Annotated in this window: 20 protein-coding genes and 2 pseudogenes; 15 read left to right on the plus strand and 7 right to left on the minus strand. The window is 68.5% G+C overall.

All coding sequences use genetic code 11. The features are described from left to right. The first annotated feature begins 374 nt into the window (after nucleotides 1–374). The 14 genes from ACT2CW_RS27235 (at nucleotide 375) to fabD (ending at nucleotide 14665) form a co-directional block, all read left to right on the plus strand. Complete coding sequence (locus tag ACT2CW_RS27235; RefSeq protein WP_171072374.1) at nucleotides 375–524, plus strand: hypothetical protein; 150 nt, start codon at nucleotides 375–377, stop codon at nucleotides 522–524. Nucleotides 525–929: 405 nt separating this feature from the next. Continuing rightward, a complete protein-coding gene (locus tag ACT2CW_RS27240) occupies nucleotides 930–1061 on the plus strand; it encodes a hypothetical protein (protein ID WP_276616776.1) in 132 nt (43 codons plus the stop codon). After that, entirely contained in the window at nucleotides 1058–1420 is a 363-nt protein-coding gene (locus ACT2CW_RS27245; RefSeq protein WP_164429287.1) for a nuclear transport factor 2 family protein, read from the plus strand. Before ACT2CW_RS27240 ends, ACT2CW_RS27245 begins: the two co-directional genes overlap by 4 nt. Before the next feature lie 3 nt (nucleotides 1421–1423). Continuing rightward, on the plus strand, nucleotides 1424–2080 hold the full coding sequence (locus ACT2CW_RS27250; protein WP_138911607.1) for an NADPH-dependent F420 reductase: 657 nt from the start codon (nucleotides 1424–1426) through the stop codon (nucleotides 2078–2080). 30 nt (nucleotides 2081–2110) lie between these two features. Further along, nucleotides 2111–3199 carry an oxidoreductase gene (locus ACT2CW_RS27255; protein WP_138911606.1) on the plus strand — a complete coding sequence of 363 codons (1089 nt, stop codon included), beginning with the start codon at nucleotides 2111–2113 and terminating at the stop codon, nucleotides 3197–3199. Between the two features lie 72 nt (nucleotides 3200–3271). Beyond that, nucleotides 3272–3745 carry a hypothetical protein gene (locus tag ACT2CW_RS27260; protein WP_138911605.1) on the plus strand — a complete coding sequence of 158 codons (474 nt, stop codon included), beginning with the start codon at nucleotides 3272–3274 and terminating at the stop codon, nucleotides 3743–3745. Between the two features lie 47 nt (nucleotides 3746–3792). Continuing rightward, nucleotides 3793–3996 carry a hypothetical protein gene (locus ACT2CW_RS27265; RefSeq protein ID WP_138911604.1) on the plus strand — a complete coding sequence of 68 codons (204 nt, stop codon included), beginning with the start codon at nucleotides 3793–3795 and terminating at the stop codon, nucleotides 3994–3996. 308 nt (nucleotides 3997–4304) lie between these two features. Further along, a complete protein-coding gene (locus ACT2CW_RS27270; RefSeq protein ID WP_171072373.1) occupies nucleotides 4305–5423 on the plus strand; it encodes an acyltransferase family protein in 1119 nt (372 codons plus the stop codon). 35 nt (nucleotides 5424–5458) lie between these two features. Continuing rightward, nucleotides 5459–6250 carry an oxidoreductase gene (locus ACT2CW_RS27275; RefSeq protein WP_138911602.1) on the plus strand — a complete coding sequence of 264 codons (792 nt, stop codon included), beginning with the start codon at nucleotides 5459–5461 and terminating at the stop codon, nucleotides 6248–6250. Beyond that, nucleotides 6247–7485 carry a cytochrome P450 gene (locus ACT2CW_RS27280; protein WP_240812578.1) on the plus strand — a complete coding sequence of 413 codons (1239 nt, stop codon included), beginning with the start codon at nucleotides 6247–6249 and terminating at the stop codon, nucleotides 7483–7485. Before ACT2CW_RS27275 ends, ACT2CW_RS27280 begins: the two co-directional genes overlap by 4 nt. A gap of 58 nt (nucleotides 7486–7543) precedes the next feature. Beyond that, on the plus strand, nucleotides 7544–8746 hold the full coding sequence (locus ACT2CW_RS27285) for a cytochrome P450 (protein ID WP_138911601.1): 1203 nt from the start codon (nucleotides 7544–7546) through the stop codon (nucleotides 8744–8746). A gap of 76 nt (nucleotides 8747–8822) precedes the next feature. Continuing rightward, nucleotides 8823–12287, plus strand: coding sequence for a carboxylic acid reductase (car, locus tag ACT2CW_RS27290; protein WP_445518581.1), 3465 nt, complete (start codon nucleotides 8823–8825; stop codon nucleotides 12285–12287). Then, nucleotides 12284–13753, plus strand: coding sequence for a PucR family transcriptional regulator (locus ACT2CW_RS27295; protein ID WP_138911599.1), 1470 nt, complete (start codon nucleotides 12284–12286; stop codon nucleotides 13751–13753). Before car ends, ACT2CW_RS27295 begins: the two co-directional genes overlap by 4 nt. A 39-nt stretch (nucleotides 13754–13792) precedes the next feature. Then, complete coding sequence (gene fabD, locus ACT2CW_RS27300) at nucleotides 13793–14665, plus strand: ACP S-malonyltransferase (protein WP_138911598.1); 873 nt, start codon at nucleotides 13793–13795, stop codon at nucleotides 14663–14665. A 23-nt stretch (nucleotides 14666–14688) separates the two neighbouring features. Here the strand turns inward: fabD and ACT2CW_RS27305 are convergent, their stop codons facing one another. The 6 genes from ACT2CW_RS27305 to ACT2CW_RS27330 form a co-directional block, all read right to left on the minus strand. Further along, nucleotides 14689–16746: a BTAD domain-containing putative transcriptional regulator gene (locus tag ACT2CW_RS27305; RefSeq protein ID WP_171072372.1), complete on the minus strand. Its 2058-nt coding sequence runs from the start codon at nucleotides 16744–16746 to the stop codon at nucleotides 14689–14691. Between the two features lie 137 nt (nucleotides 16747–16883). Continuing rightward, on the minus strand, nucleotides 16884–18098 hold the full coding sequence (locus ACT2CW_RS27310) for an AMP-binding protein (protein ID WP_138911596.1): 1215 nt from the start codon (nucleotides 18096–18098) through the stop codon (nucleotides 16884–16886). Between the two features lie 55 nt (nucleotides 18099–18153). Next, a complete protein-coding gene (locus ACT2CW_RS27315; protein ID WP_138911595.1) occupies nucleotides 18154–18525 on the minus strand; it encodes a hypothetical protein in 372 nt (123 codons plus the stop codon). 1784 nt (nucleotides 18526–20309) lie between these two features. Beyond that, nucleotides 20310–21173 (minus strand): TauD/TfdA dioxygenase family protein, encoded by an 864-nt coding sequence (locus tag ACT2CW_RS27320; protein ID WP_138911594.1) that lies wholly within the window; start codon nucleotides 21171–21173, stop codon nucleotides 20310–20312. Between the two features lie 158 nt (nucleotides 21174–21331). Then, nucleotides 21332–21685, minus strand: coding sequence for a hypothetical protein (locus ACT2CW_RS27325; protein ID WP_138911593.1), 354 nt, complete (start codon nucleotides 21683–21685; stop codon nucleotides 21332–21334). Between the two features lie 842 nt (nucleotides 21686–22527). After that, nucleotides 22528–22653: a hypothetical protein gene (locus ACT2CW_RS27330; protein WP_276616775.1), complete on the minus strand. Its 126-nt coding sequence runs from the start codon at nucleotides 22651–22653 to the stop codon at nucleotides 22528–22530. A gap of 36 nt (nucleotides 22654–22689) precedes the next feature. Between ACT2CW_RS27330 and ACT2CW_RS27335 the strand changes: the two are divergent. Beyond that, nucleotides 22690–23576: pseudogene (locus ACT2CW_RS27335) on the plus strand (aminotransferase class I/II-fold pyridoxal phosphate-dependent enzyme); the annotation flags it as partial. A 244-nt stretch (nucleotides 23577–23820) separates the two neighbouring features. On the opposite strand, the pseudogene ACT2CW_RS27340 reads toward ACT2CW_RS27335, so the two are convergent. Continuing rightward, nucleotides 23821–24237, minus strand: a pseudogene (locus ACT2CW_RS27340) (ATP-binding protein); the annotation flags it as partial. Nucleotides 24238–24378 lie beyond the last annotated feature (141 nt).

Genomic DNA, 24378 nt, shown 5'->3' on the forward strand with positions numbered 1-24378 from the left:
GGCCGCCGATGACCCAGTAGAACCAGCCGGACACGGCCGGTGAAATATCCCCCGGAGCGAATTTCACGACATCTATAAGTCCACCGGTCGCACCCACCCGGTCCGACCACCCCCGAGTCCGACCCCTCGCACTCCCCCACCCCTCGAGTCCGAATCCGACCCCGGCAAGCAAAGCGAAAGCCCCCGGCAAGGCCCCACCAGCCAGCGACCCAACAATCCGCAACCCCCACGCCCCACCATGTCGCTTATCCGAACCCAGCCGACACCAAAGCCCCCAGACAGAACGGCGGCCCCACCCATGTCCGACCGCAGGAACGCGGCCCCCCGGGAACCGCGGCTGACCAAAGCTCAGGAGCGCCTCCTCCAACCCCTGCATGACCGACCACCTGCTGGACGAACACGGCAACACCACCACCCACACCGAGAACACCGCGTCCGCCGCCCTCCCCCTCACCCGAGCCGCCACCGTCCTGGACACTCACCGACCCCCTCCTCGCCCTGCGCCTCGCAGCCGCGCCGCGTAGGGACCTCGGTCACGACGAGGCGGCCCTGGAACGGGCGATCCGCGCGCAGACGGAGATCCAGCCGGTACTGAGCGCGCGCTTCGATGATCGCGACGGCGTCCCGTACGCTCCCCCCTGCCCCTCCCCTACGACCGCTCGTACGACCCGGCCTACCTCCCCCGCGTGTCCGTGCTGACGAGGACCCTCCCCCGGCCCTGATCACCGCGCTCGCCGAGAGGGCGAGGGAACACCGGGTCAGTGTCGCCACCGTGTTCTTCGCGACGTACGCACGGCTGGTGCACCGCCTGACCGGACAGCGCGTCCTGGTCCTGGGCCTGACGACGGCCGCCCGCTACTACCCACGGTTCCCGGACGTGATGGGCCAGTTCGCGAACTGCCTGCCGCGTCGGCGAGTACGCGCTGTCCATGGAATTCTACCGGGACGGCGAAACCTACAAGGCCTTCCTCAAGTACGACACGAACGCCTTCGACGAGGCCACCGCACAAATATTCATGGACGAGCGGCATTCCACGACGAGAAACGAGGCGTCGGCATGACACGGAACAGGATCGAGAAGATCAACGAATTCCTGCGGATCCTGGAGAAATACGACTTCTCCAGCGCCCAGGCGAGGTGCACGGAAAAGGCCGTCGTCTGGCAGAACGACAGCACGGTGGAACAGCCGATGGCCGAGCGGATGGAACAGTTCGGCACTTTCGTCACGAACCTGAAGTCGCTGCGCTACGAGGTCCAGCGCCAGTTCGAGAACCCGGACGAGGTCCTCCAGCAGCACATCCTGCACCTGCACCTGAACGACGGCTCCCACCAGCAGGTCCACGCCCTGGTGTACTTCCGTTTCGAGGGAGACCTCATCGACCGCATCGAGGAGTACCACTACTCGATGCCGACGGACTGACCGATGAGGATCGGCATCATCGGCGCGGGAAACATCGGCGGCAACCTGACCCGCCGCCTCGCCGCCCTGGGCCACGAGGTCTCCGTGGCCAATTCCCGGGGCCCGCACACCCTCACGGAGCTGGCGGAGGAGACCGGCGCCACCCCGGTCCCCGTGTGGGAGGCGGCGCGCGGCGCGGAAGTCGTCATGGTGGCCGTCCCCCTGAGGGTGGTCCCCAGCCTGCTCCCGGGTCTCCTGGACGGCGCGACGCCGGGCGTCGCGGTCATCGACACCGGCAACTACTACCCCGAGCGCGACGGCAGGATCGCCGAGATCGAGGACGGACTGCTGGAGAGCCGCTGGACGGAGCGGCAACTCGGCCACCCCGTGATCAAGGCGTTCAACGGCACGTACGCCCAGGACCTCCTGGACCGGGCCCTCCCGCAGGGCGCCCCCGCCCGCCAGGCGCTGCCGGTGTCCGGCGACGACCCGAAGACGAAGCGGACCGTACGCGACCTGATCGACGAGCTCGGCTTCGACACCGTCGACGCGGGCAGCCTCGACGAGTCGTGGCGCCAGCAGCCAGGAACACCGGTGTACGGCCTGCGCGGCAACGCCGCCGACGTGGCGAAGGCACTGGCGGAAACGCTACCGAGCCGTGGCTCCAGTAACCACGAATGACCCCGTACTTCCGACGAGAGGAAGGGACCCATGGCCGGTCTGCATGACCCGTTCACCGTGGGTGGCCTCACGGTCCCCAACCGGATCGTGATGGCACCGATGACCAGGACGGCGTCCCCGGGCGGCGTCCCGGGCCCGGACGCTGCCGAGTACTACGCCCGCCGCGCGGCCCACCAAGTCGGGCTGATCATCACCGAGGGGACGTACGTGGACCGCCCGGCCGCGGGTGCGTACGACAATGTCCCCCACTTCTACGGCGAGCAGTCCCTGGCCGGATGGTCCCACGTGGTGAACCGGGTACACGCGTCCGGCGGCCGGATCATCCCGCAGCTGTGGCACAGCGGCGCCGCCCGCCTCACGCCCGAACCGCCCGCCGACGTTCCGTCCGGGATCGGCTTGGACGGCGCCGAACTGGGCCGGGCGATGACCCAGCAGGACATCGACGACACGGTGGCCGCGTTCGCCGAGGCAGCCGCGACCGCCGAACGGCTCGGGTTCGACGGCGTGGAAGTGCACGGCGCGCACGGCTACCTGATCGACAACTTCCTGTGGAGCGTCACCAACCGACGCACTGACCGCTACGGCGGCGACCCGGCCTCCCGCGCCCGCTTCGGCGCCGAGGTCGTGCGGGCCGTCCGCGCGGCCGTCCGTCCCGGGTTCCCGGTGTTCTTCCGGCTGTCCCAGTGGAAGGTGGGCCAGTACGAGGCCTGCACCGCACAGAGCCCGGACGAGCTGGCGGGGTTGCTGGAGCCGCTGGCCGACGCCGGTGTCGACGTGTTCCACGGCTCCACGCGCCGCTACTGGCAGCCCGAGTTCGAGGGCAGCGGCCTCAACCTGGCCGGCTGGGCGCGCAAGCTCACCGGCAGGCCCACCGTGACGGTCGGCTCGGTCGGCATGGAGCAGCAATACGGCGAGGGCGACTTCGCCTCCGGCTTCACCGGGCCGTCCGGGGTGACCGGCATCGACGAGCTGATCGCCCGTCTGGAGCGCGACGAGTTCGACCTCGTCGCCGTGGGCCGCTCGCTGCTGGCCAACCCGGACTGGGCGGCCCTGGCCCTGCGCGGCGAGCTGTCACGGGCCGTCCCCTACGACCCGTCCGTCCTCCAGTCCTTGTCCTGACACCACGTCACCGCTGCACGACATCCCGCCCGCACGACGCACCACGGACATACGGAGAAACAGGCATTCGCCATGGAGAACAACGGCATCGAGGAGATCCCCCACCCCCCGGCGCTACCGGACCTGTCCGCCACCCGCCCGGACTCCTGCCCCTTCGACCCCGACGAGACCTACACCCGGCTGCGTGCCCAAGCCCCCCTCTCCATGGTCCGCCGCCCGGCCGGGATGGACGCGTGGCTGGTCAGCCGGTACGACGACATCCGGGAGGTGCTCGCGGACCCGTGCCTCGGCTCCCGCGTCGCCGGCGACGCGCACGTCCTCCCGTACTACGACCCGCAGGACCCGGTGCCGGACTGGATGATCCAGCTCGACGGCGAGGAGCACGCGCGGCTTCGGCGGCTGCTCATCGGCGAGTTCATGCTCGCCGGGTCGGGCGCCGACCTGGTGCGCGACCTCGCCTCTCCGATTCCGACGCGGGTGACCTGCGAGATGCTCGGCATCCCCACGACCACCACAAGACGCTCCAGCACGGCAGCGAGACGCTGAGCAGCCTCAGAACCGACAAGGCCGCCGGCGACGAGGCCCTCGCCCGGATGAAGGACTGCCTCCACGAGGTCATCGGGCAGCGGCTCGCCCGGCCGCGGGACGACCTGCTGAGTCGGCTCATGGCGCGCGGTGCCGGGACCGACCGGTCGCCGCCCGTCGAGGAACTCGTCAACATCGGCGTGATGCTGCTGATCTCCGGTCACGAGACGACGGCCCACATGATCGCGCTGAGCATGCTGGTCCTGCTGTAGATCCCCGGCCGCCTGGCCGCGCTGCGGGCCGCGCCGGACACAGTCGGACGAGTGGGTCTTCGACGACGGACACCGTCGAGCTCACCCAACAGGCCCGTACGCACCTGCCGTTCGGCTTCGGCCCGCACCACCGCATCGGCGCGCAAACTGGCCCGGATCGAATTGCAGGTCACGCTCTCCACCGTGCTGCGCCGTATGCCGGTCGTCTGGTGACCGAACCAGACAACAGCCCATAAAAGCTGAAGGAAACTGGCATGAGAAAAACGGAACCACCGGCTCTCCCGAGCCGATTGCCGTCACTGACCGGAATGCGATTCGTAGCAGCTTTCGCCGTGATGATCTCCCACCTGGTCAGCCAGATCACGGGAAGGTTCGCCCCCGACCCGCCCTTCCGGGTGATCACGACCCTCGGGCCAGTCGGCGTGACGTTCTTCTTCGTGCTCAGCGGTTTCATTCTCACCTGGGTCGCCGACCCGAACGACACCGCGTGGCTTTTCTGGCGCCGACGCCTGGTGAAGCTTTACCCGAACCATCTGGTGACGTTTGTGGCGGCCCGGATCGCGATGATCGCCGTCGGTGTTCCGATCGTGGCGATCAACACCTTTCCGGCGCTGTTCCTGGTCGAGCCCTGGATTCCGCTCCTGGATCCGCACGGCGGGTTCCGCGGCAGCAACTCGGTGAGCTGGAGCCTCGGCTGCGAGCTGCTGTTCTACCTCTGCTTCCCCTGGCTGATCCACTGGATCGCGCGTATCCGCCCGGAACGGCTGTGGTGGTGGGCGGGAGGTGTCCTCGCGGCCAGTACCGCCGTCCCGTTCGTCTCCCATCTGCTGCCGACGGGGCCGTACACGGCGTGGGACCCGACGTCCTCGGAGTGGCAGAGCTGGTTCACGTACCAGCTCCCGCCGCTGAGGATGCTCGAATTCGTACTCGGCATTCTGACGGCGCGCATCGTGATCACCGGGAAGTGGATTCGCGTCGGACTGCTGCCGACGTCCGTCCTGGCGATCGCCTTCATATTCATCCAGTCCTACCTGCCCAACGTCTTCCACCTGCGTTCCGGGCTGACCATGCTCGCCATCGCCCTGTTGCTCAGCGCGGCGGCCACCGCCGATACCCGCGCCCAGCGAACGCCTTTCAGTGGCCGGATCATGGTCTATCTCGGTGAAATATCGTTCGCCATCTACATGGTGCACTACCTCGTCATCCTGTATGGCCCGGTCGACCTCATCCACGCCACCGGTGTGGTGACCGATTCCGTGCCGACGAGGCTGCTGAACATCTTCCTCACCATCGTGATCACCATGGTCCTCTCGATGGGCCTCTACCACCTCGTCGAAAAGCCCATGGTCCGGCGTTTCAGCCGCCCCAAGACAAAGCCGGATCCGCAGCCGGACCGCGAATCCGCCGTATCGAATCTCATTACCTGACAACACCGAAACACACAGGGAACGGAGTCAGAGAAATGACCGATAACCTCTCCGTCGCACCGATCTCGACCGAGTTGGCGGGCAAGCGGACCGTCGTCACCGGCGGCAGCCGCGGCATCGGCGCCGCCATCGCGCAGCGCCTTCTCGGCGCCGGCGCCACCGTCGTCACCGGCGCCCGCAAGCAAACCGAGGACACCCCGGCCGGGGCCACTTTCGTGAGCGCTGACCTCAGCACGCCGGACGGGGTGCGCGCGTTCGCGGACACCGCCCTCAAAACCCTCGGCGGCGTGGACATCGTCGTCAACAACGCGGGCGGCGTCGCCTCCTTCCCGAGCGCGCTGGACCTGGAGGACGGCTGGCAGTACTCGATGGACGTCAACTTCCTGTCCGCCGTGCGCCTCAACTCCGCGCTGGTGCCGGCCCTGCGGGAGAGCGGCGGCGGTGTCATCGTGCACCTCTCGTCGTTCGCCACGATCTCCCCCCACCCGCTGCTCCTGCACTACGCCGCCGCCAAGGCCGCGCTCGACATCTACAACAAGGGACTCGCGGTCCAGCTCGCGGCGGACGGCATCCGGGTCGTCGCCGTCTCCCCGGGCCGGGTGGCGACGCCGGGCGCGGATGAGGCGCTCCTTCAGATGAGCGAGCAGCTCGGCATCGAGGTGGAGATCGACTCCGACTCGGACGACTGGGTCAGCGACATCCCGCTCGGGCGGATCGGCCAGGCGCAGGACATCGCCGAGGCGGTCGGCTTCCTGGTCTCCCCCCGTGCCTCGTTCATCTCCGGCACTGTCCTTGCCATCGACGGTGGTCAGGCGGCGGCGCTGTGACCGGCGACAGGGCACCGGCGTCCGGCTGCCCGTACGGCGGGAACGACGCGATACGCGCCCACACGTGCGCACCCTCCGAGGGTCTCGACGTGGACCCGGAGCTGACCGAGCTGGTCCGCGAACAGCCGGTGCCGCTGGTGCGGTTGCCGTACGGCGGAACGGGCGAGGCGTGGCTGGCCGCGCGGCACGCGGACGTCAAGACGGTGCTCGGCGACCCCCGGTTCAGCCGCGCCGCCGCCTCCGACGAGGACGTGCCCCGCGCGATTGCCTTCCCGCTGGCCACCACGACCATGCTGAGCATGGACCCACCGCAGCACAGCCGACTGCGCCGGCCGGCCGCCAAGGCGTTCAACACACGGCGGATCCAGGAGCTGAGCCCGCGCGCCCAGGAGATCGTGGACGGTCTGCTCGACGCCGTGTTCGAGGCGGGTCCGCCCGTCGATCTGACGAAGGCGCTGACCTGGCAGCTGCCGATCACGATGATGAGCGAGCTGCTCGGCGTGCCCGTCGCCGACCGCGACGAGTTCACCGCGTGGGTGAACAGCCTGCTGATCCTTACCGATCCGGAGCAGGCGATGCGGGCCCGTGCCTCGCTCGACGGCTACCTCGCCGGTCTGATCGCCCAGCGCCGCGCCGCCCCCGTCGACGACCTGATCAGCGAACTGGTCGCCCTCAGCGACAGCGAGAACGACCTCGACGACAAGGAACTGGTGAGCGTCGCGGACAGCCTGCTGTCCGCCGGCTACGAGGCGACCGCCAGCCAGCTCGGCAACTTCGTCTACGTCCTGCTGACCCACCCCGACCACTGGCGGGAACTCGTCGCGAACCCGGGTCTGATCCCCGACGCAGTTGAGGAGCTGTCCCGGTTCGTCCCGAGCAGCACGTCCGCGGCGGGCTTCACCCGGGTCGCGCTGGAGGACGTGGAGCTGACCGGGCGGACCGTGCGCGCCGGGCAGGCCGTGGCCATCGACTACACGATGGCCAACCGGGATCCCGACGTGTTCGACCACCCTGACCGGCTCGACTTCCACCGGCCGAGCAACCCGCACCTCACCTTCGGCTACGGCGCGCACTTCTGCATCGGCGCGCAACTGGCCCGGATGGTGCAGCACACGATGCTAGAAGCCCTGGTCAACCGGCTGCCCGGACTGCGTCTCGCCGTCCCGGCCGACCAGGTGCCCTGGCGGCCCGACCGCCTGATCCGCGGCGTGGAATCGCTGCCGGTCACCTGGTGACCGGGTCCATCGGACGCGGACAGTCACGTACTTCGACGAACTGAGAGGGATCGACACGATGACGGCGACTGAGGACAGGCCCCGGTCCTACCCGTTCGGCCCGATCACCCGGCTCGACCTGGACCCGACGCTGAAGGAGCTGTGCGGCGAGCAGCCCGTGCTGCGCGTACGCCTGCCCTTCGGCGGCGACGGCTGGCTGATCACCCGGCACGCGGACGTCCGGACGGTGCTGTCCGACCCCCGCTTCAGCCGGGCCGCCGCCGTGGGCGATCACGTGCCCCGCACGGTCGCGGTCGGGCTGCCCCGCACCTCGATGCTCAGCATGGACCCGCCGGACCACACCCGGCTGCGGCGCCGGGTGACAAACGCGTTCTCGATCCACCGCCTGAAGGCGCTGCGCCCGCGCGTCGAGGAGATCGTGCACGAACTCCTCGACGCGATGGTCGCGAAGGGGGCGCGGGCCGATCTGACGACGGCCCTGACCTGGCCGCTACCGATCACGGTGATCTGCGAGATGCTCGGCGTGCCGTTCGCCGACCGGGAGCGGTTCGGGGAGTGGGTGGACGGCCTGCTGATGCTGGCCGACCCCGAGGAGGCCGCGCGCGCCCGCGCCCGGCTCGAAGAGTACCTCGCCGGTCTGATCGCGCAGCGCCGGGTCACCCCCACCGACGACCTGCTCAGCGAGCTGGTCGCCGAGAACGAGGCCGACGACGAGGGGCCGCTCGCGGAGGAGGAGCTGATCGGCCTCGGCGTCAGCCTGCTCTCCGCCGGGCAGGAGGCGACCGCCAACCAGATCGGCAACTTCGTCTACACGTTGCTGACCCGGCCCGGCCTGTGGGAGCAGCTGGGCGCCGAACCCGCGCTCGTCCCCAAGGCCGTCGAGGAACTCCTGCGGTTCATCCCGAACAGCGCGACCGCCGGCTTCACCCGGATCGCGACCGAGGACGTGGAGCTGAGCGGACAGCTCGTCCGCGCCGGGGAAGCGGTGGTGGCCGAGCTGGGGATGGCCAACCACGACCCGGAGGTGTTCGAGCGGCCCGACGAGATCGACTTCCACCGGGAGCGCGTCCAGCACGTCACCTTCGGTCATGGCCTGCACCACTGCCTGGGTGCCCAGTTGGCCCGTCTTGAGCTACGCGTCGTCCTGGAGATCCTCACCCAGCGTCTCCGCGGCCTCCAACTCGCCGTACCTGCCGACCAGTTGTCCTGGCGGACGGAACGCCTCGTCCGGGGCGTGGCGGCACTGCCGGTGACCTGGTGAACGCCGTACCCCGCACCACGCCGGGCACCGCACCACACCCCGCCCACCCACCGACACAGCAGCAGGAGAGCTGACCATGTCCGAACCACCGGACGCGCCCCCCGCACCCGACCCGGGCAGGGGACTCGCCGAGGCCCTGGCCTCCGTCGACCCGGGCCAGGCGCTCGCCGAGGTCATGGCGGCCGTCATGGAACGTCACGGAGACCGCCCCGCCCTCGGCGAACGAGCCCGGAACCCGGAGACGGGAGAACTACTCCCCCGCTTCGACACCGTGACCTACCGCGAGCTGTGGGCCCGCATCCGCGCGGTCACGGCCCGCTGGCACAACCCGGAGTACCCGCTGTCCCCCGGGGACCGGTTCTGCACCCTCGGCTTCCCGAGCATCGACCACGCGACGCTCGACCTCGCGGCCATCCACAGCGGCGTCGTCCCCGTACCCCTCCAACACAGCGCACGCCCGGACCAGTTACGGACGATCGTCGCGGAGACCGAACCCCGCGTCCTCGCGACGAGCGCCGAACACCTGGACACCGCCGTCACCCTGGTGACCAGGTCGGCGTCGGTCCGACGCCTGGCCCTGTTCGGCCACCAATCCGAGGACGCCGCCGCCCGAGCCCGGCAGCGACTGGCCGAGGCCGGCAGCCCGGTGATCGTCGAGACGCTCGCGGAAGTGACCGAGCTGGGCGGAAAGCTACCCCCACCACCCCTGTTCACCGCCGAGCCCGGCGACGACCCGCTGTCCCTGCTCATCTACACGTCCGGCAGCACAGGCGCCCCCAAGGGGGCGATGTACACCCAACGCCTGGTCGGCACCGCCTGGTACGGGTTCAGCTACGGATCGGCTGACACACTCCCCGTCAGCGTCTTGTACATGCCGCATAGCCACCTCGCCGGCCGCTACGCGCTGATGGGCTCGCTCGTGCGGGGCGGCACCGGCTACTTCACCGCCCGGAGCGACCTGTCCACCCTGTTCGAGGACATCGCGCTGGTCCGGCCCACGGAACTGACCATGGTTCCGCGCATCTGCGACATGCTGTTCCAACGGTACTGCGGCGAACTAGACCGGCGGGCCGGCGAGCCGGGTGACGTCGAGGCGGCGGTCAAGAAAGACCTGCGGGAGAACGTCCTGGGCGGGCGGGTCGCCAAGGCGTTCGTCGGCACCGCCCCGCTCTCCGCCGAGCTGGCGGCCTTCGTCGAGTCCTGCCTCGGCATCCACCTGTACACCGGCTACGGCTCCACCGAGGCGGGCGGGGTCCTGCTGGACGCTGTGGTGCAGCGTCCGCCGGTGCTCGACTACAAGCTGGTGGACGTCCCGGAACTCGGCTACTACGGCACCGACCTCCCGTATCCGCGCGGGGAGTTGCTGCTCAAGTCGGCGACCCTCGTCCCCGGCTACTACAAACGCCCGGAGCTGACCGCCGAACTCTTCGACGCGGACGGCTACTACCGCACCGGCGACGTCTTCGCCGAGACCGGCCCGGACCGACTCGTCCACATCGACCGCACCAAGGACACCCTGAAGCTCTCCCAGGGCGAATTCGTGGCCGTCTCCCGCCTGGAGACCGTCTTCCTCGCCAGTCCGCTCATCCGCCAGATCTACGTGTACGGCAACAGCGAACGCGCGTACCTGCTCGCGGTGGTGGTCCCCACCCCGGACGCGCTGACCCGATACGGCGACGACATCGCGTCGCTCAAGGCGTCGCTCGCCGAGTCGCTCCAGCACGTCGCCCGGGACGCCGGACTCAACCCGTACGAGATCCCGCGCGACTTCCTCATCGAGACCGAACCCTTCAGCCCCGAGAACGGTCTGTACACCGAGAGCCACAAGGTCCTGCGCCCCCGGCTGAAGGAGCGTTACGGCGCCGCCCTCGAAGAGCTGTACCGCGACCTCGCCGAGGGACAGGACCGGCGGCTGCGCGAACTGCGGAGGACCGGCGCGGACCGGCCTGTCGCGGAGACGGTCGGCAGGGCCGCACAGGCGCTGCTGAACCGCTCGGACGGCGGCCCGAGCGCCGGCGCGCGCTTCACCGACCTGGGCGGGGACTCCCTGTCCGCGCTGTCCTTCTCCCGACTGCTTGAGGAGATCTTCGACGTCGAGGTCCCGGTCGGGGTGGTCATCAGCCCGGCGAACGACCTGGCGAGGGTGGCGCGGTACATCGAGACGGAACGCCGGTCCGGGGCGCGGCGGCCGACGTTCGCCTCCGTGCACGGCGAGGAGAGCACCGAGGTCCGGGCCGGTGATCTCACCCTGGAGAAGTTCATCGACGCCCCGACACTCGCCGCCCCCGCACTGCCCCGCCCCGCCGGCGACGTACGGACCGTCCTCCTGACCGGGGCCAACGGCTATCTGGGCCGGTTCCTGTGCCTGGAGTGGCTGGAGCGCCTCGCGCCTTCGGGTGGCAGGCTGATCTGCGTCGTCCGTGGCGAGGACGCGGTCACGGCAGCGCGTCGGCTGGAGGAGGCGTTCGACAGCGGCGACGCCGAACTGCTGCGCCGCTACCGGGAATCGGCCAGCACCACGCTGGAGGTGCTCGCGGGGGACCTCGGCGAACCGCGCCTGGGCCTGGACGAGGACACCTGGCACCGGCTGACCGACACCGTGGACCTCGTCGTCCACGCGGGCGCCCTGGTCAATCACGTCCTGCCCTACGGCCAGCTGTTCGGCCCCAACGTCGTCGGCACGGCCGAGGTGATCCGGCTGGCCCTCACCACCCGGATCAAGCCAGTCACCTACGTCTCGACCGTCGCCGTCCAGCCCGGCGCCCTGCCGCTCGACGAGGACGCCGACATCCGTGCCGCCGTCCCGACGCGGCGCGTTGGTGAGGGGTACGCCGACGGGTACGCGACCAGCAAGTGGGCGGGCGAGGTTCTGCTGCGCCAGGCGCACGATCGCTGCGGTCTGCCAGTCGGGGTCTTCCGGTCCGGCATCCTCCTCGCGCACACCAGGTACGCCGGCCAGGTCAACGTGCCCGACCTGTTCACCCGGCTCCTGCTCAGCCTGGCCGCCACCGGTGTCGCGCCGGGCTCGTTCGACCGGGGCGGCGCCCGCGCGCGCCTCGACGGTCTGCCGGTCGACTTCAGCGCCGAGGCCGTCACCGTGCTGGGCGCGCGGATCACCGAGGGCCACCGGACGTTCCACGCGGTGAACCCGCACGACGACGGCGTCTCGCTGGACACCTTCGTCGACTGGCTGACCGAGGCCGGCCACCCGATCCGGCGGATCGACGACCACGACGCGTGGCTCACCCGGTTCACGGCCGCCCTGCGCGCCCTGCCGCAGAAGCAGCGTCGGCATTCGCTGCTGCCGCTGCTGCACGCCTTTACGCGGCCCGAGGAGAACGCCTTCGGACCGGCACTGTCCGCCGAGCGGTTCCACGCCGCCGTGCGGGACGCCGGGATCGGCCCCGGCAAGGACGTCCCCCACCTGTCGGCCGACGTCGTCCGCAAGTACGTCACCGACCTGCTCCGGCTCGGCCTGCTGAAGCCGGGCCGCGAGACCGCCGAAGTCCCTCCCCCCACGAACGAGGACGAGCGCCTATGACACAGCTGAGCGGTCCGCGCGATCGCCTCCATGCCCTGACCGAGCCGACCGGCCCCCGGACGACCGGCGCGCCTCCACTGCCGTACCGCGGCGGTCGCCCCGTCGGCAACACCCACCGCAGGACGACCCGCCCGGCGTGCCCCCCAGGCGACGAGCCGCTGGACCCTGACCAGCCGTGGATCCTCCAGCTGCGGCCCCGCAACGCCGCCGCGCTCCGGGCAGCGGTGAGCGACGAGGCCACGCTCCGTGAGGCCCGGCTGCTGATCGGCGACGGGGCCGTCGGCTGGGCGGTGGAGGTGGCTGCCCTGATGACCGCACCGGCCGGTGCCCCGGCGCTGTCAACGATCCCCGACGATCTGACGGCGCGCAGCGCGGAGGCGCTGGCGCTGTACATCCTCACCAGTCTGGCCGGATACGCCGCCGACGACATCCCGGAGATCGTCGGCGTCTCCGTCCGCGAGCTCACTCGTCGCGGTCTTCCCGTCGACGGGACGTTCCACAGCCTGAAGAGCCACCTGGACCGTCTGGTACATGAGTTGTTCCGGTCGTGCCGAGACCTGCTCGGCCCGGCGGAGGCCGCGGACGTCACCCGCACGTTGTCCGAGGCGCTGGTGACCGAGGTGCAGCACATCCTCCTGACCCTGGCCGAGCAGGCCGAGAACGAGCGACGAGGCTGGTACGGCAGCGCCGCAGCCCACCATCAGGAACTCGTCCTCGACATCCTCGACGGCGCCGACATCGACGCGCCGCAGGCGTTCCTGCGGCTCGGCTACGACATCAGCCGCAGCCATCTCGCGCTCGTCGTCTGGCGCGACGACTGGGAAACCCGTGGCACGGCCGACCTGTCCGCCGCCGCGACGGCCCTGCTGCGCAGTGCCGGGTGCTCCTCGCTGCTGACCGTCCCCGTCGGGGTGTCGTCGCTGTGGGCGTGGGGCTCGCGAACCCGCGGACACCCCCTGCCGATCCGTCAGCTGCGCCCCGCCGACGGACCGCATCGGCAGGCCGCCGCGGCGCCCCCGGGGGTGCACATCGCGGCGGGCCTGCCGGGCCAGGGGGTCGAGGGCTTCCGGACGAGCCACCGGCAGGCCGAGGAGACGGCCGAGATCATCCGCGCGGCTGAGGGCGGCACCGGGGGCCGGACGTCACCGTACGACTACGCCGAACTGGAGCTGGCCGTTCTGCTGCGCTCCCGGCCCGACCTCAGCGCCGAGTTCGTCCGCCGCGAACTGGGTCCGCTGGCCGCCGACGGCATGTCCGACCTGAGAGCCACCGTCAAGTGCTATCTGGACATGGAACGCAGCATGTCCGCCGTCGCCCGCCGGCTGCACATCGCCAAGAGCAGCGTCGCTTACCGGGTCAGGAAGGCCGAGCGCCTCCTGGGCCGCCCTCTCCAGCAGGACCGCCTTCAGTTGCACAGCGCGCTGCTGCTGTTCGACGTCCTCGGCGAAGCCGCCCTCGGCCGCTGAACACGTGTTCGCCGCCCATTTTCCGTTCAGGGAGACACCATGCCGTTTGCAGTTCTCTTCCCCGGACAAGGGGCTCAGTTCCGGGGTATGGGTTCGGATGTTTTCGACCGCTATCCCGCACTCACGGAATTCGCCTGCGACCTCTTGGGATACGACCTCGCCGCGATCTGCCGGGACAACCCCGACGACATCCTGGCGCGAACGGAATGCACTCAGCCGGCCCTCTTCGTCGTCAACGCCCTGCACACGTTCGAGAGGGAACACCGCGAGGAGCGCAGCGCCGACTACTACCTCGGGCACAGCCTCGGCGAGTACAACGCCCTGCTGGCCGCCGGAGTCTTGGACTTCCGGACCGGGCTCAGGCTGGTCAAGAAGCGCGGCGAACTCATGGCGGCGGCCTCCGACGGAGGCATGACGGCCGTACTGGGACTGCCGGAACACGAACTCCTCGACATGTTCCGGCAGGAGGGGATCGCGACGGTCGATCTGGCGGGCCTCAACTCCGACACCCAGCTCGTCATCTCGGGTCCCATCCCGGACCTGCGGGTCGCGCACGAGGCGCTCACGCGGCGGGGCGTGCGCTTCGTCCCGCTGCGTGTCGGCGGGCCGTTCCACTCCCGGTACATGGACCCGGCGCGCGTCGAGTTCGAGGAATACCTGGAGAACTTCACCTTCAACGCCCCGCATACGCCGGTGATCGCCAATGTGACCGGCCTCCCGCATGTGCGGGGCGAATTCGTCCGGAACCTTGGTAACCAGCTCGTGCAGCCGGTGCGGTGGGCCGACAGCATCCGCTACCTGCTCGGCCGGGAATCCCCGCTGGAGTGCGAGGAGGTGGGCGGCCGGTCCCTTCTTTCCATGGTGAAGAAGATCAGCGGGGCCGCTGCTCCGGCGCCAGCGGGCTCCGTGTGACCACGCGGGCATGGACGCCAGCGTCAGGCGCTCTTCTGCGGCTGGTGCAGGTGTTCGGGGGACATCTCGGCAACCCGCGCCCGTCCCTGCTCGGCCGCCGGGAGCGCGGCGGCGATCCGCTCCCGGATCCGCTGCCGCTCCTCGGGCGTGAGTGTCTCGACCAGCGCCTCCCGGACGGGCTCGGAGACGAAGTGGACCCGGCCCAGGCTGTGCTGGTCCTCGCGCAGCAGGCCTTCCCGGAGCAGCTGGTCCAGCACCGCGTCGACCGGCTCGCCAGTTGCGGCGCGGCGCAACAGGGAGAGGTCCACCTGACTGCCGAGCACCGCGCACAGATGGACGACCCGCCTGCCGCGCTCCGGTATCCGGGCGAACAGCAGACGCAAACTCTCCAGCAGTCTCGTCCTGTCCTGTAAGCAGTACGCGCCCTTGAGCCGATCCCCCGAGGTGCGCAGGAAGGCGCACGACATCAGTGAGCGATGGGCGAGGTAGGGGTTTCCCTGACTCTGCCGGTACACGGATTCAATGTGCTCCGCCTCTGCGGCCGGGCCGAGCCGCGCCCGTACCAGGGCAGCGATCGAGTGCCGGGGCAGCTCGGTCAGTCTCAGCACACCCGCCCGGGGGCCCCGGAGCATCTCGGCGATTGTCCGGCACAGCCGGTCGTCGACTGTGACCTTCCAGTCCCAGGCGGCGACGATGAGGCCGATCCGCCAGCCGTATCGTCGCCGAGCGAGCATTTCGAGTAGCTCCAGGGAAGCGTCGTCGGCGAAGTGCAGATCGTCCACGCATAACACCAGCGGCCGCTGCGCGGCCAGTGTCCGCAGCACCTCGCACACGGCGTCGTTCCTCAGGAACCGGGTCCGGGCCCGGTCGGGTCCGCTCTGCTGTCCGGCGCAGGTCAGCAGCGGAGCGATCAGAGCCTCGAAAGGAGGCGTCACCGCCTCGCGGAACGCGGCGGACCGGGTCGTCGACAGCCGCCGGAGCACCTGGGTCCACAACCAGAGGGGCGGAACCCCCTGGTCGGGAAGAGCGTGCACCTGGACGACCTCCACATCCTGGTGGTCTGTTGTCATGCGCGCGGCGAACTCCGTGAGCAGATGCGTCTTGCCGATGCCGAGGGGGCCGACCACACAGCTCACATGTTCGTGGCCGGTATGGACGCCAGCCGCCTCGTTCACCAGGCGGCCGAGTTCACAGGCGCGGCCTACGAAGGACGAGGGGTGCGTCGGCCGGTCGGACTCACTGCCTTCGCGTAGGGGGGAGTGGCCGGCCCCCTGCTCGGGCTGGCCCGTCCGCACGGCGGTGGCCGGGGCGGCGGGGCTCTCGTCGCCCCGCTGCGGTTCGGCCGTCCCGACGTTCAGTTCCTGGCGGAGGATCGCCACGTGGATCTGCTGGAGTTCGCCGCTGGTCTCCACACCGAGTTCTTCGACGAGGTGGTCGCGCGTACGGTCGTAGACCGCCAGCGCCTCGGCCTGCCGTCCCAGGGCGAACAGCGCGGTCATCAGATGGCCCACCAGGCGCTCGCGCATGGGATGGCGGCGCACCTCCCCGTCCAGCTCGGTCACCACCTGCTCGGCGTCGCCGACGTAAAGGCGCGCCTCGGCCCGGTATTCCAGGGCGGTGAGACGGAGCTGCTCCATCCGAGCGGACTCGTCAGCGAGCGACGGGCTGGTGTCGAACCCCAGGTAGGGAGGGCCCTGCCACAGGGCCAGCGCATCGGTGAGGGTCGCGCACGCGGCGACCGCGTCCCCCCGCCTCAGTGCCAGATGCCCAGCGTCGACCAGCTGCTCGAAGCAGTGGACGTCGACCTTCGACGGCGGGAGCAGGAGCACGTACCCGGGTGCCTGGTGGCGCAGGACAGAGGGCGTGTCCCGGCCGGCCAACGGGTCGAGCACCCCGCGAAGATGGGAGATGTGGCTCTGCAACGTCGCGACGGGCTTCTTCGGAGACTCGCCCGGCCACAGTTCCTCGATCAGCACCTCAGTGGGGGCCACCTGGCCCAGCTTGCTGACCAGCAGGGCGAGCAGCAGCCTGCGCAGCGGTGGGCCGACGGGCACCTCCCGCCCCTCGGTCCGAATCGACATACGTCCGAGGAGCTGTAACGGCGGAGAAGGATCGGTTGCCTGCGCGGCACGAGGGCCAGTTGCTCGAGCAGGTAACGGCGAGATTTCCGGTATGTGAGGTACAAGCATGGCGATACTCTTTCCCGACTGGTCGCTGGTCAGCTCCCGGCATACGTGGCAGAGGTCCTTTTCCAAAGCCGGGAGCGCGGAGCGAGAAGCCACGTTGTCAACGTGAAGTCACGCTCGAAAGCATTTCTACAATTACATTGGTGGCAGCTCCGCTCGTAGATGGCAGGCTGGGCGGTGAGGAAGTCGTCGAGAAGACGGAAATAGACATTGTCGGCTGTGCCGCCTGTCACGATGATGTCCCGTACCTCGGCGTTACGTTCCGGGTCGTTCCAGTAACCCTCCATGACCGTACGGCGGCGCACGTAGAGCTCGCCGAGTTGCCCCACCGGCACCGGCTCGCCGTCGTCGTCACGCAGCTCCACTTCGATTCCTCGCCTCAGACGTGCAGGGGAAGCGGCTGCACCGGTGTAGTGGAGCGTCGTCAAAGCGGGAAAACGACTGGGTAGGCAGTCCGGATGATCGAGCAGCTCGCACAGCATGGGCGTCATCACCATCATCCTGGTGACACGCCCGCTGTACATCACAGACAGGGCCGTGCCGGCATCGGACGTCCTCAAGAGCACGATGGTGTGGCCGCTCAGCCCGCCCATCAGGAAAGCAGAGTATCCGCTGGTATGTGCCGCGAGCGTGCATATCAGCAATGCAAGATCAGCCGACACGCTGTCGGCGAACGCGCTCGAAGCGTGCACGTATCTGCCGTAGTAGCCGCTGCGGTGGACGCCCAACTTGGGTAGTCCAGTCATGCCGCCCGTATATAAAAGCGTCGCGATGTAGCGACCATGGGCAGCCTCGCGGAGCGGAATATCGATCCGGCCAGCAACCCGATGGGGCCGCTCCTCCAAGACCAGATCGAACAGCAGCATCTTGACGTCCGCGCGCTGGATTAACGCTTCGAGTTCACCGTTGCCCGGCTCCGGCAGTACGAAGGCCAGCCGACAGCCTGCGAAATGCACGACCAGGTGGAGCAGCAGCGCCTCCGGAGAGTTCTCCACAAACAGTGCAACTCCATCCTCCTCCACGAGACCGCTGCCCCGTAGAGGCGCAGCAAAGCGCAGGACCGTGCTGACGGCCTCGGCGCCGCTGATCCGCCGCGCCCCCGCGACGATCGCATCACGACCGCCTGTCGCCGAAAGCCGCTGTAAGTCCGAGACGGTGTAGTTCTCACTGATAGTGACCGTGCTCGTGGTTCGTACTCGAGTGCGCCGCCTGGGGTATGTACGACCCCAGGCGTTGTATAAACACATATCACCAACCGTGCGAGGACTGTAAAAGTGCACCGGGGGGCGGACTCGTTTCGCTTCAGCAGGGCCCGATCGTTGCTGAACCTCGATCTTGGCGGCGAGCCTTCGCCGTTGAAGGCGCCTCCTCCACTGCGGTGGCGACACCCAACGCGCCAGCCGGGACCAAACCGAACCCGTGGCCCAACGCCTTCATCACCAGCTCGACGGCGCCCAACTCCTCAGTGACCAACTGGTGCTGGGCGACGACATTGTCCCGGGACGAAATCGCCGGGAACCTCGAGCCGCTCGGATGGTTGCTCGGGGAGCCACGGTAGCCATTGCCGAACAGCTCTGACACGACGACGCAGTAGCGGTCGGTATCCAGCAGCCGCCCGCTGCCAATGAGCCAGTCGTAACCGGTGTGGTCGCCGCCGAAGAAGGTGGGGCACAAGACGACATTGCACCGGTCGGGAGCGAGCTGCCCGTGCGGGGCGTAAGTGATCTGCGCATCGCGCAGGATCTCTCCGGGAGAGCTCGCGCGAACGGTAGGTGGCGAGAGGCATGGGGCCTCCTGAGCAGCGATGGGCACATGGGCTGTGCTGGCACGATGGCGGGGCAAGTTCGTGCGGGGGCTGGGTGGGCGAGGTTGTCACCTTATGGGGCCATGGTGACAGCAGTGTTTGCTCATATCCCGGTCATTGGCTGATCAAAAGCTGCTCGGTTTCCGTGCCAGGGCCGGGCAATCCCACATAGCCGCAACAGGGCCGTGGTGCCCACCGCCGCGGCCACGATGGCCGTGGCGGAGACGGCGCAAGACGAGGGCCGGAGCGACAGCGATCCCGGCGGGCCGGGCACACCCGGGGAAGGACCCCGCCTCGGTCAGCGCGCCTGTGACGCACAGCGCGGTCAGTGGAACGGCGCCCAAGACGGGCAGCAGGCGTACGACAACCACAGGCGGGGGGGTCGTGGGTGGCGACGGTACACGTCTCGCCTTGCATCCTGGCATATCCCCAGGTCGGATTGTCTCTCGCCAGGCGCTGGATGAGCGCGACTGGCCCTTCTGGCAGCAGCAGTCGCCAGGCCCCGCCCGGTGCCTGGCGCCACTTCCAGCGCACCGGACGGCGGTGCCATGTCAGCAGAGTGCCCGGAGCGACCAGCCGGTGACGGCGGAAGGCAGACGGCAAGTGCCGCGGGAGAGCGGAGAACACCACACGATCGGCCCATGAGAGCCGCGGCCGCACGACCTGTCGGCGAAGCACAGCGGCCTAATGGCGAAGGGCCCAGAATCTAGGCGCTACTCGCGGCGAATGAACGGCACAGCAGCCTGGGTGGCGCAGGTGGTTCAGCCACCCCTTGTGTGAATGACTCGGCCACCTGGAAACGCGCGTGCCTCCCGATGAGCCCGCTGCTTCGCGGTCAACGCATCCCCACCGGGGCACCACTGAAAACCGAGATACTCACACCAGCGAGAGCATCATCGCCCCGAGCCGAAACCCCAGTGGCGGGTCGCGAAACCGCGTCGAGGCGGAGAGAATAGAAGGAGACACTGGTGGCAACAAGTGCGAAGCAGGTGCGTCATGCTCGCAACACTAATCGCATAGTCACAGTACTCCTGGCCGTTGGCACCGTGCTGCATCACAATCTTGAAGGTCGCAGAGTCCACGTCCGGCAGTTCGAAGAATTCTACCTCAATCGATACTGGAGGCTCCTAGACGACTGCCCCTACGAGGGCCTCGCCTACTGCCTATCCCGGAGCAGCGACGAGCCCAATGGCAACCTTAAAAAGGCATGCCTCCTCTACCTGCGGCTCAGCGAGAGTCAATGCGAGATGCGCCACAGAGGGGACGTATCCGACCGCACCTGGCATACATAGGTTGAGCGAATGGCAGGTTGGCTCACCCGGTGGCCCGTCCGGCCCGTGTGGCTTGAAGTCAGGGAATCGCCAGGGCAGTTCAGGAATCTCCTGGAGCTTGAGCATACTTTCGATCCCACCAACTACGTCCCTTGCCCACATGGCAATATATGGTGATGGATACGTGGGCTACGAAGGCTCCAGGGGGATTGACATCCACGACAGCTCAGGATCAGCCGTTCATGGCAGAAACGCCCACCGACCGCACCAAGGCATCGCCAACGCCCGATCGCAACATCCATTGCCCACACCGATCGACGATCACGGCGTTGGCCAGGCCAGTGGTTAGGGGGAACCCCAGCGACTGCTGCTTTCGCGACCGGTCAGAAAGGTACGTCACCGGCAAGCGAAAGTCGCCACATTTCTCGACGAAAGCCGTCGTAGTCGTTCGGGGCGTTGTGCTGCAGACAGCGATTATCGTACAGCACGAGCATTCTTGGCTCCCACTTGACACGCCAGGTGAATTCATCGCGGGCGGCGTGCTCACAAAGATACTGCACGAGCGGTGCGCTTTCCTCCGCACTCATGTCGAGGAGGTTGGCGATCATTCCGCCGTCGGCCAGCAGCTTGTTCACGTACAGGCTCTTGCGCTTCGTCTCCGGGTGTGTGCGGACGAGCGGGTGCCGCGCCGTCTCAGTCTTCACCTCACTGCGCAACTTCATCGACTGCTGCGCCTGCCGCTCGTTCCGAGCCGCGACATCGCCCAGGTAACCGTTGGCATGCACGACATGAAGACCGTCGGCTAGGCGCCGCATCCCTGCCGAGAGGGTGTTATACGCCAGGTACATGTTCGAGAACAGGGTATCGCCCCCCTTCGGGGGCACATCGATCGCGTAAAGTGCGGCTCCTGCGGGAGGACACTGCCGATAGGTCGAATCAATGTGCCAGCCCTCGCCGACGTTCAGCTGATCACTCGGTTCCTTAATCAGCGGCATGATCTCCGGGTAACCGTCGAGCCCGCCGTAAGTCTTCACTTGTTCGAGTTCGCCGAAGGCCCGGCCGAAGGTGCGCAATCGATCGGGCGAGAGTTGCTGGTGACGGAACACGAGCACGTGATGCTCCAGCCACGCCTGCCGCAGTTCCGCGACCGTCTCCGCGTCGACGCCGTTCGACCAGTCGACACCCGTCACCTCTGCCCCAAGAGCGTCGGCAAGTCGATTCACCTGCACGTCGCCATATGTTGCCATTGACACTTCCCCTTCCTGGTCACTAGGCCACTCGTTGGTCACCCAAAGTTAGTGAAGCGGTATATCCACCACAAGCCCTCGGAAAACGCGAACGCAATATGGTTTCGCAGTTCAGTCAGGTTGTTCAGGACTGCCAGTCCGGGGCGATCACCACTGAATTACGCCCTCACTGCCGAACCGACATAATCTATCTGGCCGAAGAGACTCATGACGCGGTCGCCATCGCCAGCTCTCACCGCATCCAAGTAGGCCAAAAGTAGCTCATTACGCTGCGCCTGAGCGTGGCCGTGTGATGCTTCCAGTCGGATCGAGGTCATCTCCGAGCTGATGGGCGCCACCCACGCCAAGCAGTCGGACCACTCAAGTTCGGCCGACGTCGACACCGTGTCCATCACAGTCGGCACGGAGAACGGCACGACGTACTCGGACTCAGCATGCGCGATCGACCGCCGCACTGAGTCGATAACGCGTTCGGCGCCGCCGGGCGATCCTGACACGTTCGGCTTGACCATGTTGGGCTGTCCTCTCGGGATCAGCGTCACTCTGTCGCGAGGGTTGATGTTTGTTTCATATCACCAAGTTAGATAATTGTTGCAGTCTCCGTGACGCAGTGATGAAGGTCACACTTCCTGGTCGGTGCAGGAACGCTGATCGCGCGCCATGGTGATAACTGCGCTCTGATCGACCGGTTCGTGACCTGCCACAACCCGGAGTCAGCCAGCACAGGCGCAGTCATCTGTCGCCCATCTCAAGAATGTGAGCGCAGACACCGACGGCCCAGCGACTCCAAGCGCGGCGAACTGTGCGGAAGGATCGCCGACAAGCCCGGCCTGAACTGCTGCCCCCGCCAGCCGACTCCGCATCGAATCCAGGCCTCTGCGGCCCGCCCACCAATGGCTCAGGCACGCATCACCGCCCACGTCATCCCCTGCTGGCTTGTGCGTGCAGCTGGGCGCCCTCCGAAAGGCTCACCCCACCCAGCTCTTCAAGTACGCGCTGATGCAGCATCAAGTGGTGAACAGTCACCGCACCCGAGGTCACAAGCTCCGAGACCTGACAGGTGCGGCAGTGGTAGTGGCATCGCCTGGCCATTCCACTACCACCCGGAGGGGAACCGGGAAGGACAGCAGGCCGAGCATTGGTGGCTCCTCCACCCCGACCTTGAGCCGTATGCCCGGCAGGCGGCGGGCGGCTGTCCGCAGCGCCACGGCCGCTTCGGTGCGGGCCAAGGACGCGCCCGGCCAGCGGTGACGGCCAGCGCCGAAGGCAAGGTGGTGGCGGATGTTCGGCCGGTGTGGCACATCCGCTCCGGATGGGCGAAGACCTCTGGGATCGTATCCGCTGCCCATCAGCATCAATAACGGCTGTTCACCTGTGGGGAGTTGAGTACCGTCCAGTTCGCTCGGCCGGGCAGTGACGGACGCCAGGTGGTCACCGGGGGCTCGCGCCGCAGTACCTCCTCCACCCATGCCTCAGCCATGCTCGCCTCCCGCGCCACAGCGTGGCCACAGCCCACGCCGGCAACGACTACCTGGGTCTGGTCCGCCACCCCCGGGTGGTGCGGGCGGCTGCCGACGCGGTGCTGCGCTGGGGCGCAGGCCACCGGTTCCCACCTGGTCACCGGCACCACCGCGCTGCACACCAAATTCGAGGAGGAGCTTGCCGGATTCTGCGGAGCCGGGGCCGTGCTGGTCTTCCCCTCCGGGTACACGGCCAACCTGGCGGCGCTGACCGCACTGGCCGGGCCGGGCCCGCTCATCGTGTGCGACGCCTACAACCACGCCTCCCTCATCGACGACTGCCGACTGTCGCGGGCGAAGGCCGCCCAGGTGCCGCCCGCGAGCCGGGCGCGGTGCGAAGCGCGCTCGCCGAGCACGGTGGGGGCCGGACCCTGGTGGCAGTGGGTCTGGCCGGGGCACCGGCGACAGTGGCCCTGTCGAAGTCCCCGGGATCGCAGGGCGGGGCGGTACTTTGCCGCGCAGGGTCATCCGGCGCCTCGCGGAGACGGCCCGCACCTTCATCTTCGACACCGGGCTCACCCCGGCGAGCGTAGGAGCGGCCCTGGGCGCGCTGCGGCTGTTGCACGAGGAGCCGGAGCGCGCCACACGAGCCCGGGAGGTGGCCCGGCGGCTGTCGACGGGCCTGGCGGCCGCCGGGCTGGAAGCGAGCACGCCGGACGCGGCCGTGGTACCGGTCCACGCGCCCTCCCCGGAGGCAGCCGTGGTCTGGCCCGCGGCCTGCCGGGAGGCGGGAGTCGCAGTGGGCTGCTTCCGCCCACCATCCGTGCCCGACCGCATCTCCCGGCTACGCATCACCGCACACGGCGACCTCACCGACGCACAGATCGAACACGCCGTGGCGCTGATCTCCCGATGCGCCCCACGCTCCGACACGAAGAACTGACACCGCCCGTAGGCCATGTACCCGGTGGGGTCAGCTCATCGACGAGGTTGGTCCCCAAGCGTTGGGCAGTGGCCTTGCCGCAGCTGGACGGACTGGTGCGCGGTGGCTGCGTTCCGCCGCCCCCATGGGGTTCATTGCTCAGGACCGCTTCGATAAGACGTTGTAGCGGGGGAGGCGGGGCATTGCGGTCATGTCTGCTTCGGAACGCGACGACAGTGGCGCCAACCGTGCACCGCTCGCAAAGTCATCGCCCCGCGCTGGATCCCCGCGGCGGCGCGGTGCTCCATCCCGTGGGGAGTGTGAGGGACTGTTCGGCCCAGACGGTCTTCCCGGATTGCCGGTACCGGCTGCCCCAGCGGCTGGCGAGTTGGGCGACCAGGAACAGGCCGCGGCCCCCTTCGTCGGTGGTGCGGGCCCGACGCAGCCGGGGCTGGGCGTTGCCCCGGTCGGAGACCTCGCAGACGAGTACCTCGTCGCGGATGAGCCGTACGCTGAACGGGCCGCCGGCGTAACGGATGGCGTTGGTGGCCAGCTCACTGACGATGAGTTCCGTGGTGAAGGCGAAATCGTCGAGTCCCCAGGCGGTGAGCTGCCGGGCGACCACATGGCGCACGTCGGCCACGACAGTCGGGTCACTGGGGAACTCCCAGTCAACGGTCGCCTTCGTCACGATGTCTCCCCTCATCGTCGGGCGGTGCGAGCCCTCCCAAAAAATATAGTTATCTCATTATACTATTAGGATGACGCAGATCATGCCACGGGAAGTCCCTGCGCCCATCGACCACCACCGCCGTCTGGCTTA

Source organism: Streptomyces sp. NEAU-174 (genome assembly GCF_052665095.1).

Excerpts from the sequence above, each read along its gene's own strand:
- ACT2CW_RS27255 (WP_138911606.1), top strand. The coding sequence starts at position 2,111 with ATGGCCGGTCTGCATGACCCGTTCACCGTGGGTGGCCTCACGGTCCCC.
- ACT2CW_RS27250 (WP_138911607.1), top strand. The coding sequence starts at position 1,424 with ATGAGGATCGGCATCATCGGCGCGGGAAACATCGGCGGCAACCTGACC.
- ACT2CW_RS27245 (WP_164429287.1), top strand. The coding sequence starts at position 1,058 with ATGACACGGAACAGGATCGAGAAGATCAACGAATTCCTGCGGATCCTG.
- ACT2CW_RS27295 (WP_138911599.1), top strand. The coding sequence starts at position 12,284 with ATGACACAGCTGAGCGGTCCGCGCGATCGCCTCCATGCCCTGACCGAG.
- ACT2CW_RS27270 (WP_171072373.1), top strand. The coding sequence starts at position 4,305 with ATGCGATTCGTAGCAGCTTTCGCCGTGATGATCTCCCACCTGGTCAGC.
- ACT2CW_RS27235 (WP_171072374.1), top strand. The coding sequence starts at position 375 with ATGACCGACCACCTGCTGGACGAACACGGCAACACCACCACCCACACC.
- ACT2CW_RS27310 (WP_138911596.1), bottom strand. The coding sequence starts at position 18,098 with ATGTGTTTATACAACGCCTGGGGTCGTACATACCCCAGGCGGCGCACT.
- ACT2CW_RS27330 (WP_276616775.1), bottom strand. The coding sequence starts at position 22,653 with ATGGCTGAGGCATGGGTGGAGGAGGTACTGCGGCGCGAGCCCCCGGTG.
- ACT2CW_RS27320 (WP_138911594.1), bottom strand. The coding sequence starts at position 21,173 with ATGGCAACATATGGCGACGTGCAGGTGAATCGACTTGCCGACGCTCTT.
- ACT2CW_RS27305 (WP_171072372.1), bottom strand. The coding sequence starts at position 16,746 with ATGTCGATTCGGACCGAGGGGCGGGAGGTGCCCGTCGGCCCACCGCTG.
- ACT2CW_RS27260 (WP_138911605.1), top strand. The coding sequence starts at position 3,272 with ATGGAGAACAACGGCATCGAGGAGATCCCCCACCCCCCGGCGCTACCG.
- car (WP_445518581.1), top strand. The coding sequence starts at position 8,823 with ATGTCCGAACCACCGGACGCGCCCCCCGCACCCGACCCGGGCAGGGGA.
- fabD (WP_138911598.1), top strand. The coding sequence starts at position 13,793 with ATGCCGTTTGCAGTTCTCTTCCCCGGACAAGGGGCTCAGTTCCGGGGT.
- ACT2CW_RS27265 (WP_138911604.1), top strand. The coding sequence starts at position 3,793 with ATGAAGGACTGCCTCCACGAGGTCATCGGGCAGCGGCTCGCCCGGCCG.
- ACT2CW_RS27325 (WP_138911593.1), bottom strand. The coding sequence starts at position 21,685 with ATGGTCAAGCCGAACGTGTCAGGATCGCCCGGCGGCGCCGAACGCGTT.
- ACT2CW_RS27285 (WP_138911601.1), top strand. The coding sequence starts at position 7,544 with ATGACGGCGACTGAGGACAGGCCCCGGTCCTACCCGTTCGGCCCGATC.
- ACT2CW_RS27240 (WP_276616776.1), top strand. The coding sequence starts at position 930 with ATGGAATTCTACCGGGACGGCGAAACCTACAAGGCCTTCCTCAAGTAC.
- ACT2CW_RS27275 (WP_138911602.1), top strand. The coding sequence starts at position 5,459 with ATGACCGATAACCTCTCCGTCGCACCGATCTCGACCGAGTTGGCGGGC.